The 15,140-nt window shown below is 67.1% G+C and carries 12 protein-coding genes; 7 read left to right on the top strand and 5 right to left on the bottom strand.

Going from position 1 to position 15,140, the window contains the following annotated elements:
- Nucleotides 1–51: 51 nt before the first annotated feature.
- Entirely contained in the window at nucleotides 52–771 is a 720-nt protein-coding gene (locus ABZ789_RS20495) for an iron-containing redox enzyme family protein (RefSeq protein ID WP_358427740.1), read from the bottom strand.
- 39 nt (nucleotides 772–810) lie between these two features.
- Nucleotides 811–1,260, bottom strand: coding sequence for a heme-binding protein (locus ABZ789_RS20490; RefSeq protein ID WP_358427737.1), 450 nt, complete (start codon nucleotides 1,258–1,260; stop codon nucleotides 811–813).
- Nucleotides 1,261–1,588: 328 nt separating this feature from the next.
- Here ABZ789_RS20490 and ABZ789_RS20485 point away from each other — a divergent pair, with 328 nt between their 5' ends.
- Nucleotides 1,589–3,241 (top strand): helix-turn-helix domain-containing protein, encoded by a 1,653-nt coding sequence (locus ABZ789_RS20485; protein WP_358427734.1) that lies wholly within the window; start codon nucleotides 1,589–1,591, stop codon nucleotides 3,239–3,241.
- Here the strand turns inward: ABZ789_RS20485 and ABZ789_RS20480 are convergent.
- Complete coding sequence (locus ABZ789_RS20480; protein ID WP_358427731.1) at nucleotides 3,228–4,700, bottom strand: MFS transporter; 1,473 nt, start codon at nucleotides 4,698–4,700, stop codon at nucleotides 3,228–3,230. The two genes, ABZ789_RS20485 and ABZ789_RS20480, sit on opposite strands and share 14 nt — an antisense overlap.
- A gap of 324 nt (nucleotides 4,701–5,024) precedes the next feature.
- On the opposite strand from ABZ789_RS20480, the gene ABZ789_RS20475 reads away from it, so the two are divergent.
- A complete protein-coding gene (locus tag ABZ789_RS20475; RefSeq protein WP_358427728.1) occupies nucleotides 5,025–6,608 on the top strand; it encodes a hypothetical protein in 1,584 nt (527 codons plus the stop codon).
- Between the two features lie 40 nt (nucleotides 6,609–6,648).
- Here the strand turns inward: ABZ789_RS20475 and ABZ789_RS20470 are convergent, their stop codons facing one another.
- Complete coding sequence (locus ABZ789_RS20470; protein ID WP_358427725.1) at nucleotides 6,649–6,783, bottom strand: hypothetical protein; 135 nt, start codon at nucleotides 6,781–6,783, stop codon at nucleotides 6,649–6,651.
- Nucleotides 6,784–6,955: 172 nt separating this feature from the next.
- On the opposite strand from ABZ789_RS20470, the gene ABZ789_RS20465 reads away from it, so the two are divergent.
- The 3 genes from ABZ789_RS20465 to ABZ789_RS20455 are packed head-to-tail and all read left to right on the top strand — an operon-like array spanning nucleotide 6,956 to nucleotide 10,270.
- Nucleotides 6,956–7,651 carry a hypothetical protein gene (locus ABZ789_RS20465; RefSeq protein WP_358427722.1) on the top strand — a complete coding sequence of 232 codons (696 nt, stop codon included), beginning with the start codon at nucleotides 6,956–6,958 and terminating at the stop codon, nucleotides 7,649–7,651.
- A gap of 40 nt (nucleotides 7,652–7,691) precedes the next feature.
- Nucleotides 7,692–9,623, top strand: coding sequence for a histidine kinase (locus ABZ789_RS20460; protein ID WP_358427721.1), 1,932 nt, complete (start codon nucleotides 7,692–7,694; stop codon nucleotides 9,621–9,623).
- The gene (locus ABZ789_RS20455; RefSeq protein WP_358427719.1) at nucleotides 9,620–10,270 is read left to right on the top strand and encodes a response regulator transcription factor; all 651 of its coding nucleotides are present in this window, start codon (nucleotides 9,620–9,622) and stop codon (nucleotides 10,268–10,270) included. Before ABZ789_RS20460 ends, ABZ789_RS20455 begins: the two co-directional genes overlap by 4 nt.
- Nucleotides 10,271–10,278: 8 nt before the next feature.
- On the opposite strand, the gene ABZ789_RS20450 is transcribed toward ABZ789_RS20455, so the two are convergent.
- On the bottom strand, nucleotides 10,279–10,995 hold the full coding sequence (locus tag ABZ789_RS20450) for a GntR family transcriptional regulator (protein WP_358427717.1): 717 nt from the start codon (nucleotides 10,993–10,995) through the stop codon (nucleotides 10,279–10,281).
- A 586-nt stretch (nucleotides 10,996–11,581) separates the two neighbouring features.
- Here ABZ789_RS20450 and ABZ789_RS20445 point away from each other — a divergent pair.
- Both ABZ789_RS20445 and ABZ789_RS20440 read left to right on the top strand, forming a co-directional pair.
- Nucleotides 11,582–12,796, top strand: coding sequence for an acetyl-CoA C-acetyltransferase (locus ABZ789_RS20445; RefSeq protein ID WP_358427715.1), 1,215 nt, complete (start codon nucleotides 11,582–11,584; stop codon nucleotides 12,794–12,796).
- Between the two features lie 23 nt (nucleotides 12,797–12,819).
- Nucleotides 12,820–14,967 carry a 3-hydroxyacyl-CoA dehydrogenase NAD-binding domain-containing protein gene (locus ABZ789_RS20440; RefSeq protein ID WP_358427713.1) on the top strand — a complete coding sequence of 716 codons (2,148 nt, stop codon included), beginning with the start codon at nucleotides 12,820–12,822 and terminating at the stop codon, nucleotides 14,965–14,967.
- Nucleotides 14,968–15,140 lie beyond the last annotated feature (173 nt).

Genomic DNA, 15,140 nt, shown 5'->3' with positions numbered 1-15,140 from the left:
TGTGCAACGGGGAGCGGAAGCCGCGAGCGACCTCCGCTCCCGCGCATCGCATCAGGCGGATGCCGGCTCCAGGTCGGGGGCGACGTAGGTGTCGTACAGGCCCTTCGTGTACGAGAAGCGCATCTCCGCTCCCCAGCGGACGAGCTGCAGGCAGCGCTGCTGCAGCTGCGGGGTGTCGGCGCAGTCGAGGACGATCTGATAGCCGCGCTCACCGTGCACCACATCCGAGGTGATGTGCAGGTCGAAGAACTCGATCTCGTCCTCGGTGAAGCCGTACACCTCGCGCAGCGGGACGATCTGCTTCTTGTAGATGCTCGGCACCTGCGATTCGAGGCCCACGACCAGCGCCGCAGTGGCGACGACGAAGTGCTCACGCTGGGATACCGCGTAGCACCACGCCTGCAGACCGCGCGTGACCGCGCTCATGTTGTTCGGATCCTCGACGCGTTCCTTCGTGGTGCCGCACGCCTCGGCGAACTTGATGAGCAGGTCGGTGTGCCGGATGTCGGCCAGTTCCTCCTCGTACATGTTCTGGAGGGTGAAGTCCTTGGCGTCGGTGTAGTGATCGGGGGTGTTGGAGTAGATGTTCGCCAGGTAGTCGGCGAAGGGGCCGACGTAGTGGTAGTGGTTCTCGGCCCACCGGGCGAAATGGTGCTTCTCGAGCTTGCCCTCGGCCCACGCCTTGCTGAAGGATGCGTCCTTCGCTTCGCGTCCCTTGATGGCGTCTTCGAGTGCGGTGCGGAACTCGTCGCGTCCGAGCAATGCGGTCATGATGATGCCTTTCGAGGAGAAGTTTCGTGCGGACTGCGATCAAGCGTTGAGTGCCGAGGTGAGGGCTTCGAATTCGGCGATCATGGCGGCTCCGACCGCCTTGTCCTGTTCACCGTTGCCGCCACTGATGCCGACGGCACCGACGATCTGCCCGTCGTAGACGAGGGGGAAGCCGCCGACGAAGATGGCGAACTTGCCGGGGAGCATGTGGCTGATGCCGAACGCTTCGTTTCCGGGGAGGGCAGGTCCGTTGGGCCCTTCGTTGAACAGGTGGGTGGCTCGCTCGTGGCCGGCGGCGGTGAACGCCTTCGCCATGGCGATCTCGACGCCGGTGAGACGGGCGCCAGGAAGTCGGTGCAGAGCAATGACATTCGCGCTCTCGTCGCAGACGCACAGGGTCTGCTTCACGCCGATCTCCTCGGCCTTCGCGCGGCCGGCGGCGAGCAGGGGGAGCGCGTCGTCGAGGGTGATGCGGTGGATTCGATGCATTGGTCTCCACTTTCGAAGTCGGGTCGGAGAGTCGGACGATTCCCGGTCCGCGTCGGGATCCGTGTGCCTCCCGCCGATGCCGCGTCGCTGAAGTGTCGGCGGGTGCCGGAGTGGTGAAGCGGTGCGTCCGGCGTGGCTCATTTCTAACAGGGCCGGGCGCCGATGGGGACGGTCAAGATCACCGTCATTTTCGGGATCCGGTGTACACAGTGCATGTGTGTCCGGGCCCTACGACTCTGGTAACTGGTGTAGAAAGTGCACACCGCCACGGTGCCGGGCGACTCGTCTCGTGCGGGCAGTCCGACACTCCCGAGGGAAGCAGGTCCATATGGAATCGAGTCCGCGCCTGACTGTCCGAGGCCTGCTCGACGAACCGCTCATGACGGGCGCCCGGGTCGTCGAGCGGGGAGCCGATCTCGACCGGGCGCTCATCTGGGTGTTGCCGTTCGGTGAGGTCGTAGGCCGATTCGACGATCTCACCGGTGTCGCCGTGTACATGCGGCCGGAGTCGCTTGCCGACAGCGCACACGCCCTGTCCGCGCTCGCGGCTCGGGACATCGCGGCGTTCGTCGTCGACGGCGCGGTACCGGCCGACGTGTCCTGGCCCTCGGGGCCGGTGGTGATCGAACTCGACCTGCCCGTGGGATTCGCGGCGCTCAACCGGTTGCTCGCCGAGCGGTCGCTGATGCAGGAAGTGCACGTCATGCGCTATTCCGCGCACGTGCATTCGACCCTCGCTGGTCTGCTGCACCGCGGCGCGGGGCTGACCTTGCTCGTCAAGGAGGTCTCCGCCCTCGCGCAGCATCCGGCGATCGCACTCGACGCGCGCGGTCAGGCCGTCGCCTTCCACGGGATCGATGCTGCTCGGGCGGAAGAGATCTCGGAGATCCTGCACAAGCAGTTGTCGACGGTGACGGCCGCGGATCGTCATGCGCACCACGACACCCGTGTGCTGGAGGAGGTCGTCGGAGGCGCGCGCTGGACGTGCACGGCGAGCACCATCCGGCTCGGCAAACGGTTCGAGGGATGGGTGGTGGTTCTCGCCACGGGGACGTCGCCGGGACCGCACGAGTTGGCCCAGCATGCGGTCGTCACCGAACAGGCGACCGCGATCATCGGTTCCGAGATGCTGCGGCAACGCAGCGTCGACGAGGCCGAGGAACGGGCCCGCGGCGATTTCGTGCAGGCGCTGGTGCACGGCAGTTTCACCAGTCAGCACGACATGCAGGCCCGAGCCGAGTACCACGACATCGACCTTGTCTCTACGTTCGCGGTCTTCGTCGCACCCGGCTACGGGAAGAACCCGGCAGGTTCGGGCGGCGACGAATCCGGCGGACTGCTGCGGTTGGCCCGGTACGCGGCCAGCGTCCTGCCCCATCCCTCGGTGCGCTCCTACGTCACGGTGATCGGCGACGTCCTGGTGGTGGTGCGGTCGCTCCGCTACCGCGACCCGCGCGACATCGAACTCGAGATGGCCGAGTACGCCGACGCGGTATCGCAGGATCTGTCCCGCCGGCGTGTACGTCCGGTGCCGGTCGCGCACGGTGCTCCGGCCGTCGGCGCGGACCAGATCCGGGAGAGCTACCGGCAGGCCCGCGTGGCGCTCGGCATCGGGCAGCGGCTCGGGATGTCGGGCTCGGTGGCGTACCGCGATCTGCGGGGTTACGGCGTGCTCGAGCCGGTTGCGGAGACCGACCGCAGCCGCAGGTTCGTCGGCGACGTGTTCGGGGCGCTCAAACCGGGTACCGACCTCTACGACACCTTGCTGGCCTATCTCGCTGCCGGTGGGAACGTCAACGCGGCGGCGCGGGAGTTGTCGGTACACCGCAACACGATGCTGTCGAAGCTCGACCGGATCTCCCGCGCGATGGCGATGGACGTCCGTCTACCGGAGAACCAGTTCACGGCCTGGCTCGCCGTCCGTCTCGAGCTTCTCGACCGATTGAGTACCTCGGTCGAGAACGAGATCAACTACCGCTGAGAACGGTCGAATCCGGGTCGGTCGCTGCGTGCTCTTCGGGGTCCGTCCCCAGGAACGACGCTGCGAGCCCCGCGCACACGACCGAGGCGCACACTGCGAAGAGTGGCCCCACCGTCCACGAACCGAGCGCGATGGTCACCCACGCCGCCCCGACGGCCGATCCGCCGAAACGGATCAGGTTGAACACCCCCAGCCCCGTCCCGCGCTCACCCGCAGGGGAGCGGGTCGATCCGGCCGCCGCCGGGGTCTGCACCGCGGCGATGCCGGCACCGGTGATCGCCAGGACGGTCGCCACGAGCCACAGTCGCGGTTCGTCCGCCGAAAGGATGACGGCGAGCGCGATCTGCCCGACCAGCAGCACTACCAGTCCCGCCCGCAACATCCGCCGCCCGCCGACACGATCGACGGTGCGGCCGACGACCGGTGCGAGGGCCGCCATGACCGCGGGCAGCGCGAACAGGATCGCCCCGGCCGTGGCTGTCGACGCACCCGTCGCGTGCAACCGCAGCGGCACCGCCAGCAGGGCCGCGCCCAGGCAGAACATCTGCGCGAATGCGGCGGCCGCACTCCGCGCGAACCTGCTCTCGACCAGCAACCGGACGTCGACGAAGGGCCCGGACACGCGCAGGCAGTGCGCAACGAAACCGGCGAGTACGACGATCGAGATCCCCACCGTGATTCCCGCAATGGACGTGGGAACACCTGCCTGCCCGAACATGCTCAGCCCCAGCACGACTCCGGCGGAACCGAGTGTCAGTGCGATCGCACCGGGCACGTCGAGGACCATCCTTCGTCCGGGGAAGATCGGGATCCAGCGCAACGTCCCGGCGAGCCCGATCAATGCAATCGGAATCATAGGGACGAAAACCCATCGCCAACCCCAATGTCCCGCAACGAAACCGCCGAGGGTGGGGCCGATGGCCTGGCCGAGTCCGTTCACGGTGGCCCATGCGCTCACCGCACGTGCGCGTCGGTGCGCGCCGAACAGCCAGGCGATCAGGCCCATGACGGCCGGCGCGAAAGCCGCGGCCGCAACTCCGCCGAGGGCGCGCCAGACCACGAGGATCTCCAGGTTCGGCGCCGTTGCCGCTCCGGCAGCGCAGATCGCGGTGCCGAGCAGGGCGCCGCAATAGACGCGCCGCCGACCGTATCGGTCACCGATATACCCCGCAAGGGGCATTGCCGCAGCAAAAGTGAGAAGGAAGCCGACGGCCAGGAGTGCGCCGTCTTCGAGACTTGCGTCGAAGTCGGAAAGTATCTGTGGCAGTGGGACATTGATGATGTTGTTGCTCAATGTCCCGACGAGGGTTCCGGCGAGCAGTGCGGACAGGGCCAGGGGAGTGCCCGTATCCGTCTCGGATACCGGCGCTGCCGGTGTATCGGTGCGAGTGGTCATCGAACTCTCCGGAACCTCGAGGAACTGCACGGCACGGTTCGTACCGTCGAACCACTTTCGCACTGGGCTGCCGTCGGACGCATCGCCATCGCGGTGTCGAGGTGCACATCGGATCCGGACGAGCCGGTGCAGAGTGCACATTCGGCGGCATCGTGAAGGTGGCGGCGAGCGCGCGACACATGTGCGTAGCAATTTTTCACATCCGATCCCCTCGTGGACACGAAATCGCAAAAGTGGAACACAGTGCACAGCCGGCGTCGCGGGCGCTGTGCAGCGTTCTCGTTGACCGAGTGCGGGCCGTAGCGGAAAGTTCCCCCAATACATCGAATTCCCATTCACTCTCCACGAACACAGCCCGACTCGTTCAGCCCTGTCGAAGGAATCGCCTTGGACGCACAACTCACCGCCGCGCACTGGGTCTACCTGGCCGGCATCCTCGTCATCCTGGCCACCATGGCCCTGCGGAAGAACATCGTCGTTCCTGCAGTCGTCGCAACCTTCCTCACCGCACTGACGTTCTCGGGCAGCATCGTCACGGGACTGTCTTCCATCTTCAACGCGAGCCTCGTCGCGGCGAAGGAACTGTTCAACATCTTTCTCATCATCGCGATGGTCACGGCGATGCTCGGGGCGTTGCGGCACCTCGGTGCCGACCGGATGATGGTCGCGCCGTTCCGACGCGTCATGCGTGCGGGCACCAGCAGCTTCCTCGTCCTCGCCGCCGTGACGTATGTAATCTCGCTGTTCTTCTGGCCGACTCCGGCGGTGCCTCTCGTCGGCGCGGTTCTCATCCCCGTTGCGATCCGCGCAGGCATGTCCCCGCTCTCGGTGGGGATGGTCATTGCGATCTGCGGTCAGGGCATGGCGCTGTCCTCGGACTACATCATCAAGGTGGCGCCCGGCATCTCCGCATCGGCTGCCGGCGTCGAGGCCGACGCCGTCGCGGACAAGGCCATGGTTCTGTCCCTGATCGTCGGCGGCACGGCTCTGCTGATCACCTACTTCGTGCAGAAGCGTCACTGGCGCGCGCCGTCCCCCGACCTCCTCGTCGAGTGGGAGGCCGAAGCCGACCGCGGCATCGGCGACACCCGTGGCGACGACTCCTCGGGCGACGGGGGCGGTTCCCGTCCTCCGCGTCGGCCGGAACCTGCCGGTGGCCCCAGCGACAGCGGTGGAGAGCAGGCGGCGACGGCGACGGCGGTGCTCGTGGCGCCGTCCGAACCGGTCGACGACCAGCGCCACACCGCCGCCGAGAAGGAGCGCCGTGGTACCGCGAAGGCGTTCGCGATGCTTGTTCCGCTCGCCTACCTCGCCTTCATCGTCTACCTGATGCTGGGCAAGTTCACCGAGGTGGTGCCTCCACTGCAGGGCGGTGAGGCCGCTGCGATCGTCGGCGGGATCGCAGCGCTGATCCTGTTCGCCGCCGCGGCGTCGACCGATCGCGGAGGCTTCCTCGAAACGACGTCCGACCACCTCGTCGACGGTCTGGTCTTCGCGTTCAAAGCCATGGGCTGTGTCCTGCCGATCGCAGGTTTCTTCTTCATCGGTAATCCGGATTTCGCGGGTCCGATTCTCGGCCTGCCCGCCGATGCCACGGGGCCGGCCATCCTGTTCGACCTCGTAACCGCCGTGCAGGAACACCTGCCGCAGAATGCCTTCGTCACGTCCTTCGGCATCTTGCTCATCGGTGTGGTCGCGGGGCTCGACGGTTCCGGATTCAGCGGACTGCCCCTCACCGGCGCCCTGTCGGGCGCACTCGGTCCGGCCGTCGACGTCGACCCGTCGACGCTCGCGGCGATCGGTCAGATGGGCAACATCTGGTCGGGTGGCGGCGTCATCATCGCCTGGTCCTCGCTGGTCGCGGTGGCCGGTTTCGCCCGGGTGCCCGTTCTGGATCTCGCCCGCAAGTGTTTCCTGCCGGTGATGGCGGGACTGATCCTGTCCACCGTGTTCGCGGTCCTGGTGTTCTGACGAAGGCGAGTGTTCCGACGGAAGCGACCGGGTCCCTCCTTCAGAGGCCCGGTCGTTCCGGCAGGGTCAGGATCCGGTAGCCGAGTTCGTGGAGCCGACGATGCTCGGTCCAGCGGACGAGCGCCGCACCCGCCATCCCTGAGCGAATTGTCGACGACGCGGACTCGTCCGCCACGGAATATCCGCGTCCGCACTCTCGTTCGTCGTCGGCTCACGACGCGTGCCCGGGAGAGCGCGAACTGTGGTCCCGGCAGGACGGGACAGTCGTCCCTTCAATCCGGGACACCGGGCGCCGGATCGTTCGTTCCACGACGCGCAGGGCGTCGCAACGATCCGAAGGGACCACCATGAACACTCTCGGCACCGAGACCGAACCACTCACGCCGATCACCCCCGACCCTCGTGGTCCCGGTTCGATCTGGGCGTGGACGGGCGCGGTCGCCGGACTCGCCGGCGTCGTGGGCATCCAGGCGAGTATGGCGATGAGTGCCGCGTACAACGAGCGCACCGCCGGCAACGCCGTGGCGATCATGACCGCGTTCGCCGGGGAGCGCACGGCCATGCTCGTCATGCACCTGACGCTGATGGTGTCGACGACATTGCTGCTCGTCTTCGCCGCGGGACTGCAGCGCCGACTGCGCCCGGGCACTCCGGAGTTCAGCCTCGTGCCGACGGTCGCGGCCTTCGGGCTCGTGCTCACCTCGGTCGCGACACTCATGGGTACCGGCCTCGACACCGAGCTGCTGTTCGGCCTCGGGGACACCGATCGGATGGTGCCCGAGGTTGCGGTCTTCGCCTCGCACTGGATGGGCACCATCCCGTGGCTGTGGGTCGGTGCCGGAGTGAGCGGCGTCGCGGTCGCGGTGGCGGCACTGCGCCACCGCGCGGCACCTCGCTGGATCGGTTGGGCAAGCGTCGTTCTCGGTGGGCTCACGCTGCTCCTCGGTATCTCCCCGCTGCAGTACATGGCGGGATTCACCGGTCCGCTCTGGGTCCTGGTCGCAGGGGTGGGATTCGCCCTCGCGGATCGGCGCTCGCGTTAGCGCCACTCCGGACGGTCCGGCGGTGCATACTCACCGCACCATGAAGGAAACAGTCACGGCGAACGGATCGGCGGGTACCGGAGCTCCGGTACCCGCCGCCGTCGTGGCTGTCGCCTCCTGGCTGCTCGCCGTCGCGGCCGTCGTCGTGTTCGTCGCGGCCCGTCCCGTGCTCGACTCCGACCAGTTGTTCTTCCTCGTGGACGTGGTCGGTGCCGCCGTCTACGGGACGGTCGCCGGCGTGATCCTCGCCCGCCGGGTCCATGCGGTTCCGATCCTGCTGGCCGTCGCGTCGATCGGGGTGGGCCTGGCCGCGCTGTCGTACAGCTGGACCGAGCTCGCTCTCGTACGCCCCGAACTGCCCGTCGGCTTCCTCGGGCCGTTGCAGAACACGGCCTGGATTCCGGGGACGCTCGCGTTGTTCCTGGTGGTGCCGTGGCTCGTCCGCGATCGTCCCGCCGGCACCCTCGTCCGAACAGGGGTGTCTGCCGGCGCGGTGACGATCGCCTGGTTCTTCTGGGCGCGCACGTTCACGGAGATCACCGACGCCTGGTTCGTCGGACCCGTTGTGGCCGTGGGTTTCCTCACCGCCGGACACGTCGAGTGGCGCCGTCGTCACGCCCCTGTGGCCGAACGATCCGGGATGGGATGGCTCGCTCTCGGCAGTGCGCTCATGACCGCCTCGTACATCCCGCTGGCGGTGCCGGATGTGCCGTGGATGCTCACACCTCTGCTCCACCTCGCGACGCAGGCCTTCTATCCGGTCGCGATCCTCGCCGTCGTGTTGCGCCAACGACTCTGGGGAATCGATCTCGCGGTCGGACGCGCCGCGCTCGCGGGCAGTCTCACCGCTGTGCTCGTCACCGGCTATCTCGCGGTGACCGTCGCGGTCTCGTTGGTGCTCCCGAACGAATCGGTTTTCGCCCAGGCCGTCGCAGCGACCACCGTGGCCCTCGCTGTGCAACCCGTGCGGGTGTGGCTCGGTCGGCGAGTGCATCGTCTCGTCCACGGCGACGGAGTCGATCCGGTGCGTGCGGTGCGGATCCTCGGTCGGCACTTCGCCGGTGCCGATTCTCCCGACCTGCTGTTGGGTGAACTCGCGGCCGGCATCGGTACCGCGCTGCGTCTCGAATCGGTCGAGGTGCGGCGCGGGAGCGAGGTGCTCGCACGCTGGGGGAATGCCTCGGGGTCCGTCGAAGAGGTGCCGGTCGGATCCGGTGCGGCCACCCTTGCCGTCACGGCCCCTCCGGGAGAAGCCCTCGGTGCACGCAGCAGGCGGGCACTCGCCGAACTCGCGACCGTCGTGGACGCCGGGCTCGTGGTGTTGCGGTCGGCCGAGGATCTCGAAGAGGCCCGCCGCCGCCTCATCGAGGTCCGGCTCGAGGAACGCCGTACCATCCGCCGCGAACTGCACGACGGGCTCGGGCCGTCACTCGCCGGGGTGCGGCTCGGTTTGCAGGGCGCGCGCAACCTCGTCATCACCGACCCGCAAGCTGCGGCCGAACTCGTGGACGAACTGCTTCGTGAACTGGAAAGGCAGGTCGACGGTGTCCGTGAGCTGTCGCGCAGTCTTCTGCCTCCGGTACTCGACGAACTCGGTCTCACCGCAGCGCTCGACGAACTCGTGACAACGCACGCCCGCGCGGGATTCCGTGTCGATCTGCAGACCGACCTTCCCGCGGGGATGTCCGGCCCGATCGCATGGGCCGCCTACGGCATCGTGTCCGAGGCGATCATCAACGCGCGGCGGCATTCCGGCACCGGTGAATGCACGGTGCGGGCCGCAGCGGAAGGTGACGTGCTCGTTCTAGATATTGCCGACAACGGGCAGGGACTCGCGCGCGACGCTCGTGTCGGCGTGGGCACACAGAGCATGCGCGAACGGGCCGGTGAGGTGGGCGGAACGGTGGTCATAGAATCCGGCGACCCGCGCGGTGTCGTGGTACGAGCACGACTTCCCTGGTGCGAATCATGAGCAATGTCAAGGTTGTACGCGTTGCCGTGGTCGACGACCATCCCGTCTTCCGTCTCGGCATGATCGCACTGCTCGGCACCCTCGACGGAATCGAGGTGGTGTGTCAGGCCAGTTCGGTCGGCGAGGCGCTCGACGTGGTGACCGCCGAGGTCGACGTCGTGCTCATGGATATCGAGCTCGGTGACGGCTCGGGGATCGACGCGACACGCAGCATCCTCCGGCGGGTGCCGGGTACGCGGATTCTGATGGTCACCATGCACGAGGACGAGGACATTCTGGTCGCATCCCTGCGGGCCGGGGCGTCCGGCTTTCTCGTCAAGGGAGCGGATCCGTCGGGGGTCGAACGGGCGATTCGGGCGGTGGCCGAGGGGGAGATGATCGTCGGCGCATCCGTCGCTGCGAAAGCGCTTGCCGCGATCGCGACATCCCGCCATACCGCGGCAGCTTTCCCGGAGCTGACCGAACGTGAACGAGAGATCCTCGATCTCGTGGCGCGCGGACTCGACAACGCGGCGATCTCCCGCCGCCTGGTGCTCAGTCAGAAGACTGTACGCAACCACGTGTCGAACGTCCTGGGGAAGATCGGTGCGTCCGACCGGGCGGCGGCGATCGTGCGTGCGCGGGATGCGGGGCTGGGGACCGGTTGAAGCCGCGCTCAAGGCGTCATCGTCGTGACGAAGGACATCCGGTCGCCGCGATAGAGCGAGCGACGATGCTCGATCGGCGCGTCGTTCTCGTCGTACGAGATCCGCTCCAGCAGCAACATGGGTGTGCGGGTGTCGGCATCGAGCAGTGCCGCCTCGCGGGCATCGGGCAGCGTGGTCTCGATTCTCTCCACCGCACGCGTGAAGGTGACTCCGCAGGCGCGGATCGCAGAGTACGGAGACGATGCCGGATCCAACGTTCGGAGAAGATACGGAAAGCGTTGTGCGGGAAGGTGGGTACGTTCGAGACCGACGTGCACTCCGTCGGTGACCAGGACGCATTCGAGTTCCAGGACGGGGTCTCCGGCCTCGAGTCCGAGCCGGCCGGCGAGCTCGTGGTCGGCGACGAGATCGGTCCACGTCACCGGCACCCGCTCAGCGGTCCGTCCCTCGAGGTGGGCCGCCTCTGCGTAGGAACCGATCATCAGTCGCTGGACGATCTTCGGCCCGGCGACGATGGTGCTGCGCCCACGCCGTTCGATCCGTCCGTCGACGAGCAACTCGCGCAACGCCTGGCGGACGGTCTCGCGAGCGACGTCGAATCGGGTTGCGAGGTGGCGTTCGGAGGGCACATGATCTCCCACGGCGAGCAGGTCGAGGAGATCCTCGACCTGGCGACGGACGATCTGGTGCTTGAGGGTCCGCCCTTCGCGAACGACTGCCGACACCCACTCAGCGTAACCGAATTCCGGCCTGTACCAACTGTTCACCGTAGATTCTCCTGGCCGCTTCGTTGCTGGTCTAGACCATCGGTGCCGTTGCATGGGTGGTGATCGATCCGCCGTAGTCGGCGTTGTTCGGGCGCCGGTGCCGGCGGGGTGGGATTCCTTCTCTTCGAAGCGGTCCGGAGCTCACGTGGAGGTACGGCCGAGTGCCGGCGGTGTCACATCGCCCTGCCTCGTGGGCTCGGCGAGCGCACGGAGTAGTGGTTCACGGTCAGCGGGTGCCCGGCCGCCAGACGCATGCCTGCGAGATGGTGGGGTCCCCGGCCCGCGGCACCCGCATCCGGGGACGCGGCCGTCCCACTCTTCTCCCTCGATGCGCCGGAGAGGGCTGTGTCCGGCACCGGGCCTGTGGGCGGCGGACACGCCGCGGGCGTGCCCACGCAGGTTCGGTTCGGTCACGGACACCGATCGCTTCGGTCCTTACCGCTGCGGCCCCCCGCTCCTAACGTAGGGGAGGTTGGGCACGGCGGCCCTCTTGCAGGGCCGTGGGTGCCGTCGCTCCGCAAGCACGGGAAGGAACCTGCGCACTGTGACCACCGAGGCATTCATCTATGAAGCCATCCGAACACCACGCGGCCGAGGCAAGAAGACGGGCTCGCTGCACTCCGTCAAGCCGATCTCCCTGGTTACGGGCCTGATCGAGGAGTTGCGTGTCCGCTTCCCCGATCTCGACGAGAACCGCATCTCCGACCTGATCCTCGGTGTCGTCGGCCCCGTCGGCGATCAGGGCGCCGACATCGCCCGCACCGCTGTCACCATCGCGAACCTGCCGGTCACCACGGGTGGCGTCCAGATCAACCGCTTCTGTGCGTCGGGCCTCGAGGCCGTCAACATGGCTGCGCAGAAGGTCCGCTCCGGCTGGGACGAGCTCGTGCTCGCCGGTGGTGTCGAGTCCATGTCGCGTGTCCCCATGGGCTCCGACGGTGGCGCGTGGATGCTCGATCCCGCCACCAACTACGACAGCTACCTGGTGCCCCAGGGCATCTCTGCCGACCTCATCGCGACCATCGAGGGCTTCACCCGCGAGGACGTCGACGCCTACGCTCTGCGCTCGCAGCAGCTCGCGGCGGCAGCCTGGTCGGGCGGCTACTTCTCCAAGTCGGTCGTCCCGGTCAAGGACCAGAACGGCCTGACCATCCTCGATCACGACGAGCACATGCGTCCCGACTCCACCCTCGAGGGTCTGGCGAAGCTGCAGCCGTCGTTCGCGGGTGTCGGCGAGATGGGCGGCTTCGACGCCGTGGCACTGCAGAAGTACCACTTCGTCGAGAAGATCAACCACGTCCACCACGGCGGCAACAGCTCGGGCATCGTCGACGGCGCGGCACTCGTGCTCGTCGGTTCCGAGCAGGCCGGTAGGGATCTGGGTCTGACCCCGCGTGCCCGCATCGTCGCGACCGCCACTTCCGGCGCCGACTCGACGATCATGCTCACCGGCCCCACTCCGGCAGCGCACAAGGTTCTCGCCGCGGCGGGCCTGACGGTCGACGACATCGACCTGTTCGAGATCAACGAGGCGTTCGCCTCCGTCGTCCTGAAGTTCCAGAAGGACCTGAACATTCCGGACGAGAAGCTCAACGTCAACGGCGGCGCCATCGCGATGGGTCACCCGCTCGGCGCCACCGGCGCCATGATCACCGGCACCATGGTCGACGAGCTCGAGCGTCGCGGAGCCAAGCGCGCCCTCGTCACCCTGTGCATCGGTGGCGGCATGGGTGTGGCCACCATCATCGAGCGCGTCTGACACCGGAAGGAATTCGAAAAACAGTGAGCGACAACATGATTTCCTGGGAGAAGGACGCCGACGGCATCGTCGTGCTGACCCTCGACGATCCCAACCAGGGCGCCAACACGATGAACGAGCTGTACAAGGCGTCGATGAAGGCCACCGTCGACCGCCTGTACGAGGAGCAGGACTCCATCACCGGTGTGGTGATCACCTCCGCGAAGAAGACCTTCTTCGCCGGCGGCGACCTGCGCAACATCATCGAGATCGGCCCGGACGACGCGCAGGCCGCGTTCGACGAGGTCCAGGGCATCAAGGCCGACCTGCGTCGCCTCGAGACCCTCGGCAAGCCGGTCGTCGCAGCCATCAACGGTGCCGCCCTCGGCGGTGGCCTCGAGATCGCTCTCGCGACCCATCACCGCATCGCTGCCGACGTCAAGGGTGTCCAGATCGGACTGCCCGAGGCCAGCCTCGGCCTGCTTCCCGGTGGGGGTGGCATCACCCGCACCGTGCGACTGCTCGGCATCCAGACCGCCCTGCTCTCGGTTCTGCTGCAGGGCAACAAGTACAACGCCGTCAAGGCCAAGGAGATCGGCCTGATCCACGAGGTCGTGGGCAGCGTCGAGGAGCTCGTCCCGGCCGCCAAGGCATGGATCAAGGCCAACCCCGAGGGCGGCGTCCAGCCGTGGGATGTCAAGGGCTACAAGATCCCCGGTGGCACCCCCTCCAACCCGTCCTTTGCCGCGAACCTCCCGGCCTTCCCCGCGAACCTGCGCAAGCAGATCAAGGGCGCTCCGATGCCGGCTCCGCGTGCCATCATGGCTGCCGCGGTCGAGGGCTCGCAGGTGGACTTCGACAACGCCTCGACCATCGAGTCGCGGTACTTCGTCGAGCTCGCCACCGGCCAGGTCGCGAAGAACATGATCCAGGCGTTCTTCTTCGACATGCAGTCCATCAACTCGGGTGCCTCGCGTCCGAAGGACGTGCCGAAGCGTGAGATCAAGAAGGTCGGCGTTCTCGGTGCAGGCATGATGGGTGCCGGAATCGCCTACGTCTCCGCCAAGGCCGGTTACGAGGTCGTCCTCAAGGACGTCACCCTCGAGGCTGCCGAACGTGGCAAGAACTACTCGGAGAAGATCGAGGCCAAGGCGCTCTCGCGTGGCAAGACCACCGAGGAGAAGTCGAAGGCTCTGCTCGACCGCATCAAGCCGACCGCCGACGCCGCCGACTTCGCGGGTGTCGACTTCGTCATCGAGGCTGTCTTCGAGAACACCGAGCTCAAGCACAAGGTGTTCCAGGAGATCGAGGACATCGTCGATCCCGACGCGCTGCTCGGTTCGAACACCTCGACGCTGCCGATCACCGGTCTCGCGGCCGGGGTCAAGCGTCCCGAGGACTTCATCGGTATCCACTTCTTCTCGCCGGTCGACAAGATGCCGCTCGTCGAGATCATCAAGGGTGAGAAGACCTCCGACGAGGCTCTGGCCCGCGTGTTCGACTACACGCTCGCGATCCGCAAGACCCCGATCGTCGTCAACGACAGCCGCGGATTCTTCACCTCGCGCGTGATCGGCACCTTCGTGAACGAGGCCATCGCCATGCTCGGTGAGGGCATCGAGCCCGCGACGATCGAGCAGGCCGGTTCGCAGGCCGGGTACCCGGCGCCGCCGCTGCAGCTGACCGACGAGCTGAACATGAAGCTCATGCAGAAGATCGCGAAGGAGACCGAGGAGGCCGCCAAGCAGGGCGACACCAAGCTCGGTACCACGCGGCATCCCGCGCTCGACGTGGTCGACTGGATGATCGAGCAGGGCCGTCCGGGTCGTCTCGAGAAGGCAGGCTTCTACGAGTACGACGAGAACGGCAAGCGGCTCGGCATCTGGCAGGGCGTGCGCGATCACTACAAGACCGAGGCGACGCTCGATGTGCCGCTGCAGGATCTGATCGACCGCATGCTCTTCGCCGAGGCGATCGAGACCCAGAAGTGCTTCGACGAGGGTGTTCTCGAGACCACGGCCGACGCCAACATCGGCTCGATCTTCGGTATCGGCTTCCCGGCCTGGACCGGTGGTGTCGCGCAGTACATCGTCGGCTACCCGGGTGGCAAGGAAGGCTTCGTCAAGCGCGCCGAGGAGCTCGCCGCCAAGTACGGCGAGCGTTTCAACCCGCCGGCGTCGCTGCGTAGCTGACGCTGCCCGTGCGTGGTTCCGGTGGTTCCCACCGCCGGAACCGAGCACGAGTCGTCCACAGGAAAGGCCCCCGACCTCTGGGCGGTTTCAAGGGGTCGACGCAACACCGCTGTTAGTTGGTGGTGATTAGATCACGCAGACGCTCGGCTGGGGTATCCCAGCCGAGCGTTTTG

This window comes from Rhodococcus sp. NPDC047139 (assembly GCF_040643435.1).
Classification (GTDB): Bacteria; Actinomycetota; Actinomycetes; order Mycobacteriales; family Mycobacteriaceae; genus Rhodococcus.
Note: the sequence above shows the minus strand (reverse complement) of the source record. Positions and strands in the feature narration are given on the sequence as shown.